Raw genomic sequence first — 20,594 nt, forward strand, 5'->3', positions numbered from 1 at the left:
AGTAGGCGCTTGGAGCAAAGCTGACAGATTGCATTTCATTGTGCAGGGGTCTCAGGAACTTTCACCTTAAGGAGAAGATTTTTCCTTTTGAAGTGAAGCAGGGAGGCAAAACCGGCAGTGAGCGGCAGAGAAAGCAGAATCACATATGCCGTTGTGTGCTCACTGCTTGATGCGGTCAGGAATCTTCCCGGGCAGCTGAGAGAAAAGTGATTCTGTTGTAAGTCTAAAGCGAGTGTGGTATAATTTTAAGCGGAGTGAAAGAGATATTGAATCGGCGCCAGATGAGTTGAAAGGTGGGGAAGCGCAATGGATCCAATAGGAACAAGACCCGTCATTCCAGGAAATAAGCTCGTTTCCAAAGAGCCTCCCTCAGGCGAACCAGCACCTGAGGCCGCGGGAGAAAAGCTGGATATCCAGTCTCCCCACGAATCCACATTCAAGGAAAAGCTCGGGAAACTGAAAAGTGCGGCGCTCAGCCAGAAAGGGCGCACTTACATCACCAGCCTCGGGCTCGGCGGGGTCGGACTTGCCACCCTGGGCGCCTTCGTTTTCGGTCTCCCCGGGGCGGTGATAGGCGCTGCTGCAGGCCTCTGCGGCGGCATAGCCGCAGGCGCCCTGATAAGCTCCCCGCTCTCGTTTTTCAAGTGGAGCCGCACAAGCAGCGAAAGAGTTCCGCCAGGCTCCGACGTGAACCTGAATCCCGCTCTGAAGGAATCTTCACTTCTTAAGCCATCCGTCGAGAAGGAGACCGACAGGGTCACCGATTCTCTCGCCGTCCCGGGAAACAGGGTCACCCTAGAGAAAAACGGTGTCAATTCATTTCCCGAGCGGTACCGCATGATGGAGGAGGCGAAGCACAGCATCAACCTTCAGACCCTTATCTTCCACAGCGACGAGACAGGGTGGAAAACGGCGGAGCTGCTCGCAAAAAAGGCAAAGGAAGGCGTGAAGTGCCGGGTCATTTACGACTGGATCTCATCGGCCGACAGCGATCCGAAAATATTCAAGATGATGAAGGAAGCAGGCGTGGAGCTCCAGGCCTTTAATACACCCGTTGACTACAAGTGGCATGAAGAGAATAAGGATGAGATCGTCAGGCACATGCATGGGGCTTTCCAGGATTTTATCAAGGGAGTGGGCGAGGAAGGGCTTGCTGAGCCCGATAAATGGATCGCCGAGAAGGGCGAAAAAGAGTTCAAGTTCTGGATAGGCAACAATGAAAAGGTGCTGGAAAGGCTCAAGGAATACCCTCCCCTTCTCCACAAGCTGAACAACCGCTGGCATATGAAAATTCTGACCGTTGACGGGAAAGAGGCGATGCTGGGAGGGATGAACATAGGATCGGAATATGCAAATGGAGGCTCCGGGCACCGCGACACCTCGCTGGGCGAGAAGGCCTTTTCAGCGGGCGCCTTCCGCGATACCGATGTGAAAGTGGAGGGCCCCGTAGTCGGAAAAGTGAATGAGGCCTTTGCGGAAAACTGGGGATATGCCGGCGGTGAAGACACCGCGGCAATCACCGCGGAAAATCCCGCTGTTACAGCAGCCGGATCGACGAAGACAAGGTTCGTGAGCCATCAGCCCAGGGAGAAAAAAGACAGGAATATTGAGAACTGGTACTACCAGATGCTGAAGAATGCCGAGAAGACGGCGTATATCACCAATGCCTATTTTCTCCCCACGAAGGAATTCAGAAAGGCCCTGATTGAAGCCGCGAAGCGCGGCGTCGATGTAAGGATCCTGACTAATTCAGTAGATACAAACGATCTCCCCATTCTCTCCCAGGGAGGGCGGAAGTTTTACCGGGAGCTGCTGGAAGGCGGGGTCAGGCTCTATGAGCTGAGGAAAGACAACGGCGGCAAGTTCACCACCCTCCACACCAAGGCATCTGTTTTTGACGGAGAGGTGGCAACCATAGGCTCCCACAACCTCGATCCCCGGAGCTTCAATCTGAACTCCGAGGACACCATTGAGATCCAGGATAAAGATTTTGGTAAAGGGATGCACGAGATGTTCCGCGACGATCTCCAGATGTCCAATGAAATCACCCTTGAGGACCTGAACAACGAGACGCCGGCGGATCGCCTGGAGCAATGGTTCGCCTCGGAGATAATCAAGGATCTCCTGTAAAGGTGAAATTCCGGATTCCCGGGTAACATGGCCGGCACCTGTCACCGCAGGCTGTCAAACCACTCTTTCTGGTCAAGCACGCCGAACATGAATGCCCCGCGGTGAGTGGCGTTATCACCGGCATATACCGCCTTGGCCGGAGCCCCCCCTATGGCGCTCTCATATTCGACTGGCAGCGTGGCGATATACGGCGCTATGCATTCGTCGATTTTACCGTAATAATAGCGGGTGGGGGTGGCGTAACGCCACCGGTATGCCTGGTTTTCCTGCAGCCTGGCGAAAAACCTGTTGGAGGCGAGGGAGCTCTCGGCGGCAAAATCATCATTGAGGAACTCCTTCGCGGTCGGGGGGAAGACCTTCCCTGCCTGTGCCCAGCCAATCTTGTTGTGATAGAAGTCTTTCGCGGTCTGCCAGTATTTCGGCTTTATGGCTGCCTGGCTCAGACCCTGCAATCCGTAATAGTCCTCGTAAGAGTTGATCAACAGGGCGACGGTCCCGACGATCCAGGTGGCATCATACTCTGAACGATTGTTGATCCACCGCGTCATCGCCGCGTACAGATCACAGGGCGTGGCGGCAGTTGCCGCCGCTTTTACCGGTATGCCCAGGCTCTCGAGCCTGTTGCGGAACATCATCGTGCTCCAGGCGCCCTGGGACCATCCGCTCAGGAAGAGGTCGCCCTGCTCGATTTTCAGGTCAGCGCACAGGATCTTCGACGCCATGAGCATATCAAGACAGGCCTGCATGGTGCTTTCCTTCACCATATAGCTGTCAGGCTCATTGGATTTGCCTTTCCCTATATAGTCAGCGGCGATCACCATGTAGCCCTGCCCTGCAAAACGCGCAATCATCAGCCGTGTCTCCATTGATTCCTCGGGACTGGAGGGCACCTCGGTCCTGGAAAATACGGTGCCGTGCTGGTACGATACCATGGGCAGCTTTTTCTCCTGAACCTTTGGCAGGGCTGCCAGGCCTGTCACGGTGACAGGACGATTGTCCTTCTCAGGGATGACCGTATTATAGGTGACACGGTAGAGGCTCACCGCATTCCTGGCGGGAGGATACTTGATCGGGAAAGTGCTGAATTCGGCAAGCTCGCCGGTCAATATTTTATTAAGGCGCTCGATGCTGTAGTCGCCGATGTGCTCATAGCTCACGCCGCCAGGAACGGCCCGGCCTCCCTCTGCATAACAGATGCCGATCAACAGAAGGATCATACATAACAGAAGCGCTGAAATGCAATACCTTTTCATAGGAGCCTCCTCATTATTTTTTCAGGTGATTTCTTTCTGCGGAGACGGAATCCTCTTTCCTACATATACGCCGTTAACGGGTTAATCACTTTTTCCGGAGTAACGGCAAGCGCGCCCGTCGGGCAGTAAATCGTGCACATGCTGCAGACCTGACATTCCAGAGGATAAGCTATTCTGGTTTTCTTATGTTCCCTGTCAACTCTGAAGACATCGCATGGACAGGTATTGACACAATTCCCGCAGCCAGTGCACAGTTCATAGTTCTGCAGCAAGACGGCCATAGTTCTTACCTCCCCTTTTCACTGATGCCAAGAAATTCCAGTTCGCCGGGAAAGCGCCGCGGATAGCGCTCCGTGTAAGGCTCGCTCAAGTTCCCTTTCCACGCCTCAGGGACCGCTTCTTTCTTCAAGAGCATCCCGCCGCCGCTTCCTTTGCTTATCAGGATCCAGGCAAGCCAATCCTTGTCATTGCGGGCAGGATAATCCTCGCGGTAGTGATTTCCGCGGCTTTCCGTCCGCATCATGCATGCGCGGAGCTTCATCTCGGCGTTTAATACCATGTTGCAGGTTTCATGCACAAGACGAAGTTCGTGATTATCCCCCGCTCTCATTCTCGGAACAATGTGCTCCTGCAGAAATTCAATCTGCGAGAGCGCGCTTTTGAGACGGTCTTCTTTCATGAAAAGCAGAATATAATAGGGCGCCATGGTATTTAGAAGCACCTGGCTGACCCATCTTGGATTAAAACCATGTGCTGTGTGTAAGGGCATGACCATGAGTTCTATTTCAGAGTCAGTGATTTCGCCTGGAACATCAGGCATATCAACCTGGGCAGCGAATTTCGCGGCCTCTTCTCCTGCACGGTAACCCTGAACGGCAGAGCCGGACAGGCCCAGACCTGTTGAAGGATAGGCAGCGCCGCAAATCATTGAGGCAAGCGCGTCGCCGGCGGCATACAGTCCCGTAACTCCCGAAAAGCATCTGTCGTCTGCAGGCCAGATACCCTCGGATTTGTGAACCCCCAGGCCGGTCGCCGCATTCATGACGATATTGCCTTTGGGCATCCTCGGCATGATACTGTATCCCTTGCCCCTGGGGTCATCGGAGTCCGCCGAAAGCTCATCTTCAGGCATAAAACCTTTAAGAGGCGGAGCTTCCTTATGTACTTCAAAGACAGGAGCAATGCTTGCGCCGATCCCTTCGACCGTGGGCCCCTTTGTGGGATAAATGCGGTTCACAAAGACTTCTTCTTCCATCTCAAAAACATCCCAGGGAGAGCTGTCCCCTGTAAAATGAAAGTCCATGAAGTCCTTGCCGGCTATGCGTGCGCCCACGCGGTAAGCCATCGCATCGCCGTCAAAAGTGCAGGAATGTATGGGGTAGCCGGGCGCCTTATAACCGCCTGCGCCGGTGCATAGAATAGTCGCTTTTGCTTTAAATAGAAAGGCTTCACCCGTTTCACCATGAAATCCCACTGCACCTGCAATAAGGCCTGCACTTTTCAGAAGCGCCGTTATCATTACCCTCTGCACCATGGTGACACCGGCTTCTTTCAAAATTTTCGGGAGCAGCATGCGGCGATCATGGCCGGAAAGATATTTGCGTGCAGGCTCCTGGCTTTCTCTTTTCCATTCAGGACGTGAATCTACGATACCCCATTCCATAAGCTGATTATAGCGCTTGAGTGAATCTTCAATCTGCATGGCAAAATAGTCCAGATTCACGAGATATTCGCCCTTGGACTGTGCGCCTTTTATCCACTCTTCTTTGCGGTCACCAAGAGATTCGTCATATATGCTGAAAGTGTTTGCCCAGGGAGTGAAACCCGAGCGGCCGACAGTGCCTTTATCAACCATTATTACCTTTTGTCCCTTTTCTGTTGCGCGGACAGCGGCAAAAAATCCGGCCATACCTCCGCCGATGACCAGTATGTCACTTTCAAGCTCGCATATTTGAATTTTCCCTTTTGATATCATCCCTTTTCTCCTTTACCTGCGGTCCGTGGAAGTGGTGCATTCCTTCGGCACTCTTTCGCCCTGGACTGTTTTTTGCCCGTCATATTCTGTCAGGGTCACCAGATGTCCCTTATGGTCGAGACCTGCCCCCTTGACATCACCTCAATTTTATACTCACCAGCATAACTAAAACCATCCAAATGGACAAGGAATGGCCCATCAAATCTTAATTTCCAGCCGAGTTGGCATGGTGTCCATTTGGGGTTTTAGTATAGCAAAAATGTACGATCATAACAAGAATCCTGAAGGAATTTCAGCTTCATAAAGGCCTTCGTGTCCCTCACAAATCTTGAAAAGCAGTGAAAAGCATGGTAGAATAATCAATACATTATCAATAGACAGAATAGTGAAAGAGTCACCGGCAAATCATGTGCAATACAGTTTAAAAAGAAAGGTGAGAAGGCTGTGAGCAGAAAAAAAATCTTTTCATCAGAATCTGTTATTTTCTATGGTGTCATTGCCGTGGTGCTGTTCCTGATGATGGCCCTGCAGGGCTGCAGCGGCGGAGGCTCCCAGGATTACGCCTATTACGGCGAAAGCGGCGGTAATGGCTCATCACAGACGACGCAGGTCACTTTTCTGCCAAACGGCACTGCCGTTCTGCCCGACGGGACACAGATCAGGATTTCTTCGCAGACTCTCACCGTTGATAAAGATCGCCGCGGCTCGGTGATGATGACGGTGAGCGGTCCCACTTCACTGGACCAGCTGGGAATCCAGGTGCAGTCAGCCAGGAATTCAAATGCCTCATCATGGGTGAGAGCCGGGGGAGCACCGGAAGCTTCGCTGAGCACCCCGGCGCCTAATGTGGGCCGCCTGGTGATGAATGCCACGGGAGCCGACCAGGGCACCTTTACCACAAATCTCATTGCAACAGCCTTGCCAGGCTCTCCCATCGTAGGCAGCCTGAAAACAAGCGTAAGCAGCAAATCAATGATAAAAGCCTCCTATGTGCAATTGGATGCGACAGGATCATTAAGCTCAATCACCGGTGAAGGGGTGAAAGCCTCCACTATCATTATTTTCTGCTTTGCCGATCCCACATCATCGTCAATAAATACCGGCTACCTGAGCAGCATGAAGAGCATCATCAACCAGGAGGCCCCGGGGACAATCAATCTGCTGAGCATAGGAGGGCAGACGGTGGCAACTATCAGCGACACCTCATCGGCTGTCAATAATATCTCTTCACAGATTTCGTCCTACAACAGCAGCCTGACCAACGGCATCATAAGCGGGGTGGATCTTGACCTTGAAAACAGCATCCCCGCGGCAACCATCACCGCACTGGCCAAGGGCTTCAAGACCAAGGGCCTGCTGGTATCGGTGGCGCCGCAGGTTTATACGGGCAATGGCGCTAATGTTGACAGCAGCAATCCCACCAACCTTGTCCTCACCTCGGGCGGCGCCATGGCGGCCCAGAGCACCTATACACCGGCCATAGCCAGCGGCTATGTGGATTACGTCTTTGCCCAGACTTACAACAGCGGTGGCTGGACAATAGATACCATACAGGAAAATTCCGCAGGGTTCTTCAAGGCGGCGGCCAAGGCTCTGAACAACTGCGTGAAATCAGATACCTCCGCCTATACCGGCAGCACTGCCTCAGCATGCATCCCCGTGGGCACCTACGTAGTGGTCGGAGAGCCGTCAAATGCGGGGGCGTCGGGAACGGTAAGTAACATCTTTGCCTCAAACGGTTCCACGAGCTACAGCCAGAGCTCGATTCTAAGCAGCCTGAAAACCAGCATTGATGAATTGATCGCGGACCCTGCCACCTATCCCTACTATGGCGGGGTGATGATGTGGTCATTGAACAACGATTATATGCCGTCGGGATGGGGCGACAGCTACGCTGCCGTCGGCGGGTTCAGCACCACCATCTACAAGGCGGGAGGCCCGAGCCCCGCCACTTATTTCATCCTGCAGATTACCAACACCAGCACTTCCGCGTCAGGTACTTATCCTTATGCATCGGCCTCCCTGGTCATCAACGGAGCAACCTATGTCTTCGGCGCGGCAGCCGACGTGCCCCTGGCACCGAACTCAAACCAGATGTGGGGTACCCTTGCATCATCTCAAAGTACCGCCAATGTCATTGACAGCTCCAATCTGGACACGATTTTCTCCAATGCGACATCTTTCACCACTTCATCGATACTACTGAACGCCTATAAGAGCGGTACCACCAATATCTATTCACCGGACAAGCAGACTGCCTGCACCAAGGGCGTCAATTATAAATTTGAAGCCGGCCACAGCTACAATATCATGATAAATCCAGCAACGGGAGACAGCGACATCACCCAGGTGAATTAAAATTATCTCGCCGGGCAGCGGCGCCCGGTGTGCCTGTTCCGGGCACGGAGTCTTCCGGCTAGAAGGTCTTGCTTATACTCCTCTGAATCTCAAGGATAAGGCTCCCCAGGGCCTTGAATTCCTTTTGTGAGAGCCCATCAAATTGAATGCCCAGGAGCCACTTGTCTGAAAGCTCATGATAGCCTGCCCGCACCACTTTCCCCCTAAAAAATATTTTCCTGAACCGCCTGTCATTTTCCAATGCCAATGCAACAATCTGTCCTTCAGGGATCATGGTATCGGAGACGACAAATACTCCTCCGAGACTTATGTTCTTAATTACTCCGCGGGCAGTCTTCCCTGTGCTTTCCTTGCAGATCACGGGAAAATCGGCAGCTATTCTCATATCTTCACGCTTCTGCAGGGCGAGCTCATCGATTACTCCCAATTCTTCAAAAATCCTGGCAACCCATGATTTCTTTTTATTTTCCTGAGGATCGACAATCACAAGACCCATGTGGAATCCAAGCTTGCCTTTCCTTTTCCTTCGCCAGGCGACCTTTACCAGAAGTGAATCCAGAACCTTTTCGTGGCGGTGCTCAAGCAGCAGTGAGGGAGGCTCAACGATGAGCAGAAAACTGTAATCCCTGGGAAACTCCTCATAACATTCGGTCTTCAGGCCTTCCATACTCACGTCGGTTATCCGGAAATTGATCTTGATGCCTTTTATGATGGTGCTTCCCTTCAACTCGCATGAGATTCTGGGAACCACCCGCTTTTCAGAGAGCCTGGACTTTAAGAAATCAGGACCAAGGGTTATTGCAGTGACTGCAGAGATTAAATCCATACCACCACCCCTTTACCTCTTTCTATTCGACATCACCACAATTTTACCAGAAATATGCCATCATAACAAGAATCTTGAAGGAATGTCAGCCTCGTGAGAGTCACGGGTGAAGGCAGGTGCCATGCATGCCTGTGCATGTACCCGTGAAAGTGATGGAAGGCTTCAAACCAGATTGAAGCCGAGCGGGGACAGAGGATTTTTCGTTTTTGAAGTGAAGCATGCTGCAAAAAAGGAGAACCGACTTATGCCGATTTGGGCTTACTCTATTCCTCCATGGCTTCTTGCTCTTATCATGGTGGCAGGCTTTGTGACTCTGTCGCTCGCGGGACTCATCATCATACGACGGTATATTGTGCCCCGTATTCATTATCATGACGGCGTGAATGACGCGATCAGCGGATCAGTGCAGGCCATCGGGGTATTCTATGGAATCACTGTCGGCCTGATTGCCGTCGCAGTCTGGAATTCCCACTCAAATGCCGAGGATCTGACATCGATGGAAGCCGCGCAGATCGCCGGCCTTTATCGCGATGCCAGCGCATTTCCAGAGCCCCTGAGGACCCCTCTCAAAGCCAGTATCTATAACTATACCGTTACCGTCATCGAAAAAGAATGGCCTGCTCAGAGGAAAGGTATGATTCCAAATGACGGCATTTCATTCCTGAATGACTTCCAGGACACCCTTATGACCTTCGAGCCATTGACGAAAGGGCAGGAGGTTTTGCTGAGTGAGTCGCTCAGGGCATTCAATCAGCTTATTCAGTGCCGGAGGATGAGGCTTGCCGCCGTTGGAGGCAAGCTTTCGTCCATCATGTGGTTCGTCATCTGGATCGGCGCGGCCATAAGCATCGCCATCGGCTATCTCTTTTACATAGAGGATTTCAGGCTCCACGCGGCTCTCATAGGCATGATGGGGGCTTTTCTCGGAATCGTGGTCTTTATCATAGCGGCAAACGACAGGCCCTTCACCGGCGGCATGGGCCTCACACCCGATGCCTACCAGTTGCTCCTCGACACAGTCAGGAACCTGCCAAAATAGCCGTGGCAGCAAGGTGAATCCTACTTTACCCAGTGCAGCACATTCCTCATGATGCTCCAGCGGGGCTCCTTTTTTTCGCTTCCCTTCCCCAGTATCCAGTAGTCATAGGTGTCCTGGATCGTGCCGTCATGACTCTCAAGCAGGATCCAGTGATTGAGGTATTCGTTCATGCGGCTGTTGTCTCCCCCGAAGAAGGGGTATACAAGCGGCGTTGTGTAATAGGAGGGGAAGGGCATGGCAACCTGGTAGTCAGGATAGAGAAGCGTCCAGGCGGATCCTCCTTCAGCGCTTGTGAATAAGGCATCTGCACCACCTTGATTGCCTTTGAAGAAATCGCTGTCGGACTTTATCGGGATGAAGCTCGCACCGGTGATACTGCTTTTGAGCCGGTCGGTGGGGGAGCAGAGAGGGGTGGCCGCTATTTTCAGGTTCTTTATGGTCCTGATTGAACTGATGGTGAGGAACTCCCTGTCGCGGTAGTCAGGGATGACAAGGGCATTGTGGATATAGAGGTAGGGGTCGGTGAACCGCATCCTTTCCGACCTTTCATAGGTGCCGGGGATCCCCGACATGGCAATGTCGAAATAGTCTTTTTCCATTTCCTGCGAGAGGGAGATGTAAGTAAAAGGAACGAATTCTATGGTCACCTCCAGGTCATGGGCGAGGCGGTGCGCCAGCTCCACATCGAATCCCACGAGCTCTCCCTCGTTGTTGTAATAGGACCATGGCAGATTATCCGGTATGAAGCCGATCCTTATGACGCCCCGCCTCTTTATCCTTTCGATATTCGACTCTCCCGCCCTGAAGGCTTCGGGATTGGGTCCCGTCCTGGCGATGACCGAGGGGACTGTCACCCCCTGGAGCCTCATGCTCTTTATCACCTTGTCATAGTGGTAGTTTCCTTTGCAGGTCCATGAGAGGTAGGAATGGGCCCCAAAGATGAGAAGCCCCGTAAGGACTATGGAAGAGGCAAAAAATGTGCCAAAGCGCCTCCATTGAAACCTTATTGAATCTTCCAGGGCGCAGGCAACAAGAAGGCCAAGCACAAGCAGGTACATCACTTTCAGCGCCGCGCTCATGCACTTGGTCACCGTGCCCGTGGCGAGAAAGAGGCTGAAGAGATCGGACGGGAGTTTGAGGAGGTCAAGGCAAAAGGGTATTGCCACCGATACATCACTGAAAAATGAGGGCAGGCCTGCGAAAATATAGAGCCCGTAATCGGGCGCTGTCATGGGCTTTCCCGAGTACCACGCCGCAAAGGGGATGAACAGCATCGTGAGAATCGTGCCCAAAGTGGGAAAAGCGTAGGCCATGGGCAGGATAAACTCCGATGTGGCCGCAGCCTTGTCTTTCTCGAGATCATGGGACTCAAAGAGAGTCTTGATGCTCTCGATAATGAGCGGCAGCACAATGAGCACTTTTCCCGTGCTGAATGAGAGCACGAGGGCTGTCCGGGAGGCTTCGACCACCTCGCGGCTTCCAAATGGCGTGAGCAGTGAAGCAAGTCCCGGGAGAATCAGGAAAGTGAGAAGAAAAAAGGCGATGACATAGATGAGAAGAAAGGCCTGGAGGCGCCCGAACTCATTGAAAGTCATCGTGCCCGCCGTCACGGCCATTATTGAGAATACGCCGTAAGGGGCGAAATTGGCAAGCCACTTGGTGATGCTCACCATGAGCTGTGATAAGGTATCAAGAAGCCTCAGCACCTCATCCTTCTTTTCCATCTCCATGAGCGCAAGACCCACAATGACGCAGAAAACCACCACTGAGGCGACGATATTATCAGCCAGGGCCTTGAAAATGTTCGAGGGAATGAATATCTTTATCAGGTCAACTTTTTTTGGCGCCTCCAGCACCGAGGTGCTGAAAAATGACGAGGTCTGCTGCGCGGGAAAGGCCATGGGCATGGCAATAAGAATCACAATGCCGATCACCCACAGGGCAAGCACGATGAATCCCCCCTTCTTGGCAAGGGTTTTCGCCTCATCGGCCTTCAGTTTCGCAATGCCGCCGATGAGAGAGAAGAGGATATAGGGGAGGGCCGTCATCTGGAGAAGATTAATGTAAAGGGTGCTGAAAAAGGTCAGTTTTCCCGCCGTTTCTCCAAGAAAAAGACCGGCAGCTATCCCTGCCACCATTCCCATGATGGTGAATGAGGCAAGCCGCTCGGTGGATTTTGGTTTGTCTTTCACGGTGGAACCTCTGCATGCAATTGGTGCCCGTCTTTGATAGTTCTCCATGATCATACATGAACCTGCCGGGGACGCACCATCTGCCTTATCAATAATGAGTATTTAATGCCCGATCCGGCCAGCGTCATATAGCCTGGCATATTTGCCCACAGGAGGATTACTATGAGCTCTGAAGATTCCTAGAACATCAAGAAATCAAATTGATCCGCGCCGCTTTGACGACGCCACGGGCTGGATCATGAATCCCCGGGCCGTGTGCGAGACCCGGGACTCCCATGCGGATTCTGGAAAGGCGACCTGGTGGTCAGCATTATCTGCTTTTATTGCTTATCCTTGGCGCCGAGGGAGCGCAGAATCTCCACAACCTCCTTGCGCCCCGCCTCCTGGGCCATTTCAAGAACTGTCCTGCCGCCCATGGCTTTCGCGTTGATATCCATACCCTGCCCCGCGAGGAAGGCGAGCATCTCTTTCGGCTTTTCCCCGAAGGCCGCCGCATAGAGGGGATGAATGCCCCCGAAGGAGCCCTGCTTCAGGTAATCGGGGAACTCGCCCAGTATCTTTTTTGTTTCTTCCATGTTTCCTGTGAGGAGGGCGCCGGAAACCTCTGACGGCAGGCTGAAGGCTTCCCGCATTTTCCTTGCCTGTTCAGGTGTGGGGGGAGGAGGCGCCTTGTATTCCGGCAGGGGGCCCTTGGCCTGGTCCATCTTCTTCTCAACGAAGGCATAGAGGTCGGGATCGGCCTTCTTGAAGCCTTCTTTGGCCTCGCCTCCCGCCGTGTATTTCATCATGCCCTCGGCAAAATATTCGGACTCATTGGTTCTCGCGTAGCCGCTCCACTGGGGATTCTCCTTCTGCTCACCGGCGAGGCTGCCGCCCTGCGCATCTCCTGCTGTGGCTGAGGGGAATCCAATCCTGGAGATGCCTTCCCTGCTGTAATTATCGCACCGTTCATTGTAGCTGTTGTATAGCGACTTCAATGTCTCATCCTTGAAGGACATGAACTCGGAGGTCGGAGATTCTTTGGAAGGGTAGTCGGCTTCGAGGAGATCATCAACGGCGTGGGCAGTTTCGTGGGTTATGGTGTTGAGGGTATCTTCCTTCATCCCCCCTTCAAAGCTGTCCTGCCTGAGGCAGATGGTCTTTGAGTCCTTTGAATAATATCCGGCCTTGTTGTCTTCCCACTTGCTGGTGTCGTCGAGGACGGAGCCCTTTGGGAAACCGCCGGGCGGAGGGTTCTTGGTGTCAAAGATGTCGAATTTCATGCCGATCTGCTTGAGCTTATCGAGCACGCCGCTGTCATAGCGGGAGAGACCTTCCGCCAGTATGCGCTTCTGATCATCGGAGAGTGGCTTCTGTTTTCCGTCGCCGCCCACTGAATGGCCGAGCTCGGAAGCCATTTTCTCGTAAAATTCCATGTCTTTCTTCGCTGTCGCGCCATCTTCTTTCTTTGCTGCAGGGGCTTTGCCCTCGGCGGGATTACTCTTCTCATCTGCCATGTCCTTTTTGTCGCCACTGTCGCCGAACCATGAGAGTATGTCTTTTGCGCCGGATTGCCCCGACGGCTTTGATTTCTCCTCGCGGGCCTCCTCTGAAATCCCTGCATTGTCTGCCGTTGATGCCGGAGCGCCTTCCGAGGTATCTTCAGAGGGGCTGCTCTCACCGGGGTCGATTTCGCTGTCAATATTCCCGCTTTCCATTGCGGGCTGGTAGTTATAGGACGAATATCCGGAGATTGAATCCATGGGACTCCCCCTGTGACAGACAGATTTATATTCTCTCTATCACTTTCCGGGGCCGTCCTGTCAATGAAAAATTGTTAATTATTTGTAAAAATTCCATATATTGAGCAGGATTTTTTTATGGCTCCTGCCCTCATGCCAGGAGGGTCAGCTCTTTGAAACAGGAGCGGTAAAATCCCCTGTCCCTCGTGAGAAACCTGTCGGCCTTGCAGAGCGCATGGGCTCGCAGTCATAGATTCACCTCGTGGCGCAGGGTCCAGGTTTTTCCATCAGGCGAGGTGAGGATTGTCTCAGCGCCTCCGGTGGCCACAAACTGCCCCTCGAAGAACGTTATTGCCCTGAGGCTCCTGGAGGTGGGCGGCGTGACGCTCCCGAAGGTGGCACCGTCGGTGGTTGTCTCGATGAGGCCGAAGCTTCCCATGGCAAAGAGGCCATTCCCGAAGGCCGCGCAATCAAGGTTCTCGGGAGAGGGCGCCGAGGCGGCCTGCCAGGTGATGCCATCAGGGCTGGAAAGCACACGGCCCGCGTGCCCCGGCAGCACGAAGATCCCGTTGCCGAAGGATGCGCCGGTCTGGAAGTGGAGCAGGCCTATTGACTCGAGCGTCCAGTTCACGGCATCTGAAGAAACAGCTACGGTACCGGCACCTGCTGCGACCCACTTGCCGTTGCCATAGGCGATGGCCCTCACTACGTGCCAGGCCGGGGAAGAAGGAGCCGTCCAGGTAATCCCGTCGGGCGAAGTGAGGAGGGTTCCCTCGAGGCCCCCTGCCACGAAGAGACCATTCGCCCAGGTGACACAGAAGAGATTGTTGGTGGTGCCCGAAGTGCGCAGAACGAAGCCCTCGGTCTCGGACCATGTGTATATTCTTCCGAGAGAGCCCACGAGGACGAAACGATCCCGGCTGCAGGCTATGCCATAAAGATCGACATCTGTTGAAGGCGGTGCAAGTGGTGACCAGGTAATCCCATCGGCAGAGGAAAGGACAAGGCCGCCCGCCCCGCAGGCAAGGAGCCGTCCATTGCCGCCCGCCACGCCCCAGAGCTCGCCAGGGGCGCCAGTGAGGCTTATGGTCCAGGTAACGCCGTCATAAGAGGTCACGATGGTGCCGGAGTCTCCCACGGCGGTGAAGAGAGAGCCGTTGAAGGCAATGCCGCGAAGGGTCTGGGTGGTGGGGGAGTCGAGGGCCTGCCATGTGCTGCTTCCTGCCTGAAGGGCCATGAGGCTTCCCCCGCTGCCGGCGGCAACGAACATGCCCCGTCCATAGACCACGCCCCGCTGCGTCTGGCTCGATGCCGAAGCAGAGGGAGTCCAGCTGACACTGTCCGGTGATGTGATCGCCACGCCCCGGTCACCCACGGCCACGAAGCGGCCGCCCTCCTGGTCTCCGTATCCCACCTGCCAGAGGAAGTCGCTGGTGCCGCTTACCTGCGGCGTCCAGCGGATTCCATCAGTGGAAGTGAGTATGGTCCCATACTGGCCGCACATGACGAACTGTCCGCGCGCAAAGGTGCCTCCCCAGATGGCGCTCTGCGTGCCGCTCTGCACTGAATCCCACGTATGGCCGTCTGTGGAGCGCAGCATGACGCCGCCGGTCCCGCCGGCAATGAAAGCGCCGTTGCCCCAGGCGATGGCCCGGAATCCGACAAGGGGCACGGGGGATTCGGCCTTATTCCATGTAATCCCGTCGTCATCGGAGTAAACAAGCGCGCTCTGATCTCCTGCGGCCACCCATGTGCTGCCGCCACCGCAAGCCACGCCCCGGAGGTTCACATTAAGAGGCGCAGAGACGGGCTTCCATGTAATCCCGTCGGCGGAAGTCTCGAGCTTTCCATCGCTTCCCACGGCGACAAGGCGGCCGTTCAGCCCTGAAGCAACGTTGGTGTAGGAGCGCCCGTCGTCCACAGGGGTTGACTGGGCCTCCTCCGAAAGCGCCGGCAGGGAATATGGAGATGAATCGCCGCTGCAGCCAGAAATCATGGAGAGGAGAATACAGAGGCACAGAAACACTGATATCTTCTTCATCACAGGCCTCACTTTCCTGGAGATTGCTGATTTCCGAGAGAACAAAGCTCCGAGGGAGAATATTTCTTTTCTTCTCCTGTGCTTTCTGAACAACTGAGAAAGGGTAACTTCGCGGGAAAAAGCCGGGAATCCTATCAGTGCCGGGGGGAAGAAAGCTCCATGCGAGAGCCCTAGCTCATCCTGAGAAAGTGCTCCCGGAACACCGCGGGGCTCAGCCTGCAGAAATGGCCCAGGAACCTTGACACTGCAGTTTCAAGTCCCTCAGGGACGGCGGGCCCGGAATCAGGGAAGGTGATGCCCCTTTTCCCCAGCGTTTCCCTTACCGCGTCCTGAGCACTGGCATCAAGATGTGACAGTATCCGGGAAGCAGCCTCTTCTCCCCTGAGGAACGGCTTCTGCGGGGCGTGGTATGCCCATCTCACGAGAGCTTCGCCCAGAAGATGCGGCTGCGACCGGCAGACCATTTCGATGAGCCTCCCGGCCTCGAGCCTTTTGCCCATCATCGCCACCAGTGCCTCGCGGAACTTCACTGGCGCGGCTTCATAGAGGCTCCGGAGACGGGTTATATCGATTGACTGCAGGCTTATGGGCTGGCGTTCTGCGGAATCCCTCTTGAAGGCGAGAAATTCATCCACGAGAGGCTGAATGTCCTTTCCTTTCTGCAGGAACTGCCTGTTATTGAGCTCAGCAATGAGGGCATCGATGGAATACTGGGGGAGCAGGCGGCATATATGAGGGAAGAGGCGCCTGTAATGTTCTTCCGGGAGGGTGAGAAGCACGGCCGTGAGGCGGTGATGCCACCGGGTGATCTGTCTGAAATCATCGCCATCATGGAGAATCCCCCTTATGAAGGCGGCAACGTCATCTTCACTCTGCCAGTCACCGGTAAACTTCTCAAGAAGGAGTGCTATGACGGCTCCCTGCCTGCTTTCCTCCAGGTCCTTTATCATACCGATGCCCAGGCCCAGGGCCTTCTTGTCTGAGGGTGAAAGGAGGCTCAGGATGCGCTCGACAAACCAGTCTTGAAATTGATAGCGCGTAAGAATGAAAGCGGCGAGAGCCTCCAGGGGAATAAAGTATGATATGCTCCCGTCGTTCTGTTGCTGCTGATCGTCTGAAAGAGGGCCGCTGCTTTCAGCCGGGGCCTTTCCCGCGCTGTGCGGCCCGGTGCCGTCTCGGGAGATCTGCCTGGCAGTGCCTCCATTCAGATAGAATTCTCTGAGAATGCCTGCCACGCCAGCGGGGCTCTCCCTGAAGAGCGATTCCAGGCACATGAGGGGATTTTCCTCACCGTGAAGCCTGAGAAGTTCTTTTGCACAGGCTGACATCATCGCCGGCGTCAAGCAGGGAATCTTCAGGATGATGTGGCCGACTGCCTCCCGTGCGGGAGGCTCCATTTCGTTGAAGACCTGCGACATTATATCGGGAGGCAGGGAGAGAAGAAGAGCCACCCCTTTCTGGGATGGGGTCAGAGGATTCACGAAACGGAGCCTGCAGAGCACTCTGGCCCCGGCAGAGGACAGGTGGCTTAACAAAGATCCTCCGGCGGCGCTTCCCGTCCGGCCGGCTCCCTCGCCGGGGGCTGCATTTATATAGCGCCTCTCAAGCAGATAAGCCATGGCGTTTGGATAATTCGTGCCGAGTGATTCAACGGACGCGAGGGGGTCTTCCCCCCCTCCGGCAGGATAAATCCTGAGGAACTCCTTCGCGCAGGTCAGGCGGATTTCTTTCTTTATCTGGGGAAGCTTCGATATTTCCAGACTTATCGCCTGAACATCTTCTGGATCGAACTGCTTGAATATATGCGCTGATATATCGGGAGGATTTGAAACAAGGAGAATGGCGGCTTTCTGTGAAGGGGTAAGAGAGGTGCCGTCATTGAGCTCTACCTTCCGCGGCATCCTGGACCCCAGGTAAGAGGCAAGCCGGTAGAAAATAGATCCTGCAAAGGATTTCCCAAGATGAGAAAACGATGAGGTCAATGAGGAGAGGGCTTTTTTCAGGCGGGCATAGAAATGAGGCTTTTCCCCGGCAGTGCACCCTGGCAATTTCATCCCTCCATTACTCTTTCGCTGTCCCGGGACCTTGTTTTCTGCAGGACGGTGCAGTATCCGATCAGGAACGAGATGCCGCGGAGCTGCGCTGCCTCAGGGGGAAAAGAGAAAAAAAAATGCACCCGGCAAATTCATCCCTCAATGCTTATTATAAAGGAGACTCATTAACAACTTGTTGCCTGGATGTTAAAATATTACGAAAATGTAATACTTTTCAAGACCTGGGACCCCCGCGGGGGAAGATGAAGGTGAGGTTATGAGGCGCCGTACCCCTGATGATGAGATGGCCCTCGTGGAGGCACCTCAGGTGGTGAGCCATGCAGAGGGTGATTCTATTGTGAAGCTTGTCGCTTCCCCCGTGGGAACGGAATACAATATGGTGGGAATGAAGGTTGCGGCGGCACCTGCATCCGGGAACCTGGCACTGGAAGTGGTCCCTGGCCAGGGTGCGGTGGTGAATGTCCTTTTTCTCGGGGAGGTCCCAGGCGGCGAGGAAGGCATCAAGAAGTGCCTCGATGAAGAGGGGGAGGTTCTCTCCGCCCCAGAGCCTCACCACGTGATTCCAGAGGGGGATGAGGTCCAGTTTCAAAAAGAAGCGGATGAGGGCGCCCCTGTCCGAGAGGCTCAACCCGAAGGTCCCCTCTTGATGGGGCCCCTCTCCCGAGAGGATTGAGAGGAGCTCAAGGTGCTCCCTGCCCTGGGTGACCTCCCAGATGACGGCTCCCCCGGAACTATATCCCCCTTCCCTTGTTTTTTGCTGTGCGGAAATCTGGACTGCGGCATCCAAACCCATATCCCCACTGGGTTCCGTGGCATTCAAGCCTGCCGGGGAAACTCTTTTGACGGACCTCCCCGTGACGGCCACCTCGAAGGCCTCGGGAGTGATGTCCCACTTTTTGTGGACCGCCCTCTTTGCAAAGCGGAGAAACCCCTCGACCGAAGCCATGAGGGTAGCGACTGGAACCTCCTGGGCGTAGGAGAGCCACACCCCCTTGACGCGGGTCCCCTCATTGAAGACTTTTGCAAGATGCCGCGCCTGCTCGGGGGTGAGCCTCCCCTCAAGGACCAGGTCCTGCAGATCGGGATACTCTAAATAACTCCTTTCTAATGAGATTAAGGAATAGGAGGTGCTGCGGGACATCCCGAGGCGCTCCCTGGTGTAGTGCCCGAGGGAGAGGAAGAGCATGTCTTTGTAGAGGCCGAAATTGTTGAGGGTCCGAAGGAGCCTCCCCTGGTAGAAGGAGAGGGAGTGGCGGAAGGCTGCCATCGACCTCAGCCTTGCGACCGTTTCGAAGGGATCGGCGGGAGGGCGCATGAGTATCCCGTCTAGGGTGACGGAGGTATCGGCATCGGAGCAGTGACTCCCGGGAGCCTGAAACTCCGGGGGAAGCTCCACCGTGACGGGCTTCCAGGGGAGAAACTCCCAGAGGCGCGACACCTCTTCGAGGTCCTTGTGGACCTGCCGGGCGAGTTCCTTGTCCCGCTCGGCGAAGGGGGCCTCGTCATCGAGGGAAGCGATGGCACCCGCCAGGGCGCCAAGGAGAAGTGCTTTCTCATCTAAGGCGGGATCGGCGCCGGTCTCCCTTGTGCCGGAAGCATCAAGCCCATCCCGAGAGTGTGCTCCAACGCCGTGGGTTACGCAGGCGCCCTGGGAGGCCTCACGGACCTGGGAGCTATTCCCCTGCTGACGGCAGAGAGAAGCTCCCGCGGCCTCCCTAGCCACCGGCTTCCCTGTCCCGGAATCCTCTGGTGCCTGCACCGATGCGGCAGGATGCACGAGGCCCTCGAGCGGCGCCGATGCGGCGAACTCCGCAAGAAGGGCCTCCACAAAGCTCTCTGAAGGGAGCTCTGCCTCTTCGGACCTTTGGAAGACCTCAAGGCCCCTGTCCCACTTTGCGGCAACAGAAAAAGGAACCCGCATGGTTACCGCGAGGCTCTTTTCCTCCTCTTCGTCGTCATCGTCGGCGACGAAGGCGCTGATGCCGCTCCCCCCGGCGCCGGCTTTTAAACTCTTCACCTCCTCTTCAATTTGTCTTATGGTGGAATGCAGAGCTTTTGAGAGCCACTCAAGCTGTGTCTCAGGAGTGACGACCTGGAACAGATACCGTAGCGCGCTTTTACGAAGAAGCCCCTGTTCAAGAGCCTCCCTGATGAGGGGGAGCTTCTGAAGGGCCTTCGCATTCCTCATCAGCTCATAGCCGCTCCTGGATGAGATGCCCAGCTCCTCGCGCACAAAGTCGCCGATACGCACATAGCCGAGCTTCTCGAGTTTCCCATTGAGTGAGAGAAGCGCTTCCCCTATGAGAAGGTCGAGCCTGACCCCGGCATGGGAGAGGCACCAGAGGTTCCAGTCCAGGACCTCCGCGGTGAGATCGCGAAAGATGTGCCGGCAGTTCGAGCGCGAGAGCACCTCGTCGGCGCCGTAGGTCACCAGGGGAAGGCCGGGGCCGGCCTGGAAGACCTGCCCGCCCTCCATGGTTGCCTCGTAGCCGGGATACTCGCGGATCACCGCGGGAGAAGGCTTCCCAGCCGGGGCAGCCTGAAGAGCCTGGGTGGCCGATGGGGCCTCCCGGTGCGGGACCTCTCTGAGGTGAACTCCGGCCGCGGTATTCACAGCGTTTCTCCTTTCATTGAATTCTTACCGCTCATAGGTGTCTTATGTATCCTATATTCAATTATACCTTATAATAGATGGCATGTCAAAAGGTCTGTCTGCAGAATACAAGATGTACATTGGGTTTTATGGCAATCACTGGATGGCCTCTGCACGCCCGGAAGAGCCTGTTTTGCATTTTTTCTGCAAAAACTCTCTAAAAAGCTGCCTGGTGAAGAGTTAAAGCCTCCTCTGGTGAGGATGAAGAACATCGTGAACCTCTCGAAAAATTATTATGACATGGCACAATCTGCGCCATCGGGGAGGGATACCCCTGGAGGCAATGTGCCTGGGCTGATACTGTCTTTACCCGCGGAATCCCATTTTCAGGCTTCGGCTCAAAGCCGTCACA

Annotated in this window: 11 protein-coding genes; 3 read left to right on the forward strand and 8 right to left on the reverse strand. The window is 54.8% G+C overall.

Annotated elements, in window-relative coordinates; translation table 11 throughout:
* The first annotated feature begins 306 nt into the window (after positions 1 to 306).
* A complete protein-coding gene (locus RDV48_05695) occupies positions 307 to 2,130 on the forward strand; it encodes a phosphatidylserine/phosphatidylglycerophosphate/cardiolipin synthase family protein (GenBank protein MDQ7822269.1) in 1,824 nt (607 codons plus the stop codon).
* A 41-nt stretch (positions 2,131 to 2,171) separates the two neighbouring features.
* Here the strand turns inward: RDV48_05695 and RDV48_05700 are convergent, their stop codons facing one another.
* Together RDV48_05700 and RDV48_05705 are read right to left on the reverse strand one after the other, a co-directional pair.
* Complete coding sequence (locus RDV48_05700) at positions 2,172 to 3,383, reverse strand: hypothetical protein (GenBank protein MDQ7822270.1); 1,212 nt, start codon at positions 3,381 to 3,383, stop codon at positions 2,172 to 2,174.
* Positions 3,384 to 3,669: 286 nt separating this feature from the next.
* Positions 3,670 to 5,358 (reverse strand): FAD-binding protein, encoded by a 1,689-nt coding sequence (locus RDV48_05705; GenBank protein MDQ7822271.1) that lies wholly within the window; start codon positions 5,356 to 5,358, stop codon positions 3,670 to 3,672.
* 444 nt (positions 5,359 to 5,802) lie between these two features.
* Between RDV48_05705 and RDV48_05710 the strand changes: the two genes are divergently transcribed.
* The gene (locus RDV48_05710; GenBank protein MDQ7822272.1) at positions 5,803 to 7,716 is read left to right on the forward strand and encodes a glycoside hydrolase family 18 protein; all 1,914 of its coding nucleotides are present in this window, start codon (positions 5,803 to 5,805) and stop codon (positions 7,714 to 7,716) included.
* 58 nt (positions 7,717 to 7,774) lie between these two features.
* On the opposite strand, the gene RDV48_05715 is transcribed toward RDV48_05710, so the two are convergent.
* A complete protein-coding gene (locus RDV48_05715) occupies positions 7,775 to 8,542 on the reverse strand; it encodes a PilZ domain-containing protein (GenBank protein ID MDQ7822273.1) in 768 nt (255 codons plus the stop codon).
* A gap of 244 nt (positions 8,543 to 8,786) precedes the next feature.
* Here RDV48_05715 and RDV48_05720 point away from each other — a divergent pair, with 244 nt between their 5' ends.
* Entirely contained in the window at positions 8,787 to 9,581 is a 795-nt protein-coding gene (locus tag RDV48_05720) for a hypothetical protein (protein ID MDQ7822274.1), read from the forward strand.
* Between the two features lie 20 nt (positions 9,582 to 9,601).
* On the opposite strand, the gene RDV48_05725 is transcribed toward RDV48_05720, so the two are convergent.
* The 5 genes from RDV48_05725 to RDV48_05745 all read right to left on the reverse strand — a co-directional run bounded on the left by RDV48_05725 (position 9,602) and on the right by RDV48_05745 (position 20,203).
* The gene (locus RDV48_05725; GenBank protein ID MDQ7822275.1) at positions 9,602 to 11,773 is read right to left on the reverse strand and encodes a cation:dicarboxylase symporter family transporter; all 2,172 of its coding nucleotides are present in this window, start codon (positions 11,771 to 11,773) and stop codon (positions 9,602 to 9,604) included.
* A 320-nt stretch (positions 11,774 to 12,093) separates the two neighbouring features.
* Positions 12,094 to 13,515 (reverse strand): hypothetical protein, encoded by a 1,422-nt coding sequence (locus RDV48_05730; protein MDQ7822276.1) that lies wholly within the window; start codon positions 13,513 to 13,515, stop codon positions 12,094 to 12,096.
* Positions 13,516 to 13,741: 226 nt separating this feature from the next.
* Entirely contained in the window at positions 13,742 to 15,535 is a 1,794-nt protein-coding gene (locus tag RDV48_05735; GenBank protein MDQ7822277.1) for a hypothetical protein, read from the reverse strand.
* Between the two features lie 170 nt (positions 15,536 to 15,705).
* Positions 15,706 to 17,589 (reverse strand): hypothetical protein, encoded by a 1,884-nt coding sequence (locus RDV48_05740; protein MDQ7822278.1) that lies wholly within the window; start codon positions 17,587 to 17,589, stop codon positions 15,706 to 15,708.
* 214 nt (positions 17,590 to 17,803) lie between these two features.
* A complete protein-coding gene (locus tag RDV48_05745) occupies positions 17,804 to 20,203 on the reverse strand; it encodes an HNH endonuclease signature motif containing protein (protein MDQ7822279.1) in 2,400 nt (799 codons plus the stop codon).
* Positions 20,204 to 20,594: the final 391 nt, after the last annotated feature.

It is taken from the genome of Candidatus Eremiobacterota bacterium (assembly GCA_031082125.1).
In the GTDB taxonomy this organism is placed as follows: domain Bacteria; phylum Vulcanimicrobiota; class CADAWZ01; order CADAWZ01; family Ess09-12; genus Ess09-12.

Excerpts from the sequence above, each read along its gene's own strand:
- RDV48_05715 (MDQ7822273.1), bottom strand. The coding sequence starts at position 8,542 with ATGGATTTAATCTCTGCAGTCACTGCAATAACCCTTGGTCCTGATTTC.
- RDV48_05700 (MDQ7822270.1), bottom strand. The coding sequence starts at position 3,383 with ATGAAAAGGTATTGCATTTCAGCGCTTCTGTTATGTATGATCCTTCTG.
- RDV48_05730 (MDQ7822276.1), bottom strand. The coding sequence starts at position 13,515 with ATGGATTCAATCTCCGGATATTCGTCCTATAACTACCAGCCCGCAATG.
- RDV48_05705 (MDQ7822271.1), bottom strand. The coding sequence starts at position 5,358 with ATGATATCAAAAGGGAAAATTCAAATATGCGAGCTTGAAAGTGACATA.
- RDV48_05735 (MDQ7822277.1), bottom strand. The coding sequence starts at position 15,535 with ATGAAGAAGATATCAGTGTTTCTGTGCCTCTGTATTCTCCTCTCCATG.
- RDV48_05720 (MDQ7822274.1), top strand. The coding sequence starts at position 8,787 with ATGCCGATTTGGGCTTACTCTATTCCTCCATGGCTTCTTGCTCTTATC.
- RDV48_05740 (MDQ7822278.1), bottom strand. The coding sequence starts at position 17,589 with ATGAAATTGCCAGGGTGCACTGCCGGGGAAAAGCCTCATTTCTATGCC.
- RDV48_05695 (MDQ7822269.1), top strand. The coding sequence starts at position 307 with ATGGATCCAATAGGAACAAGACCCGTCATTCCAGGAAATAAGCTCGTT.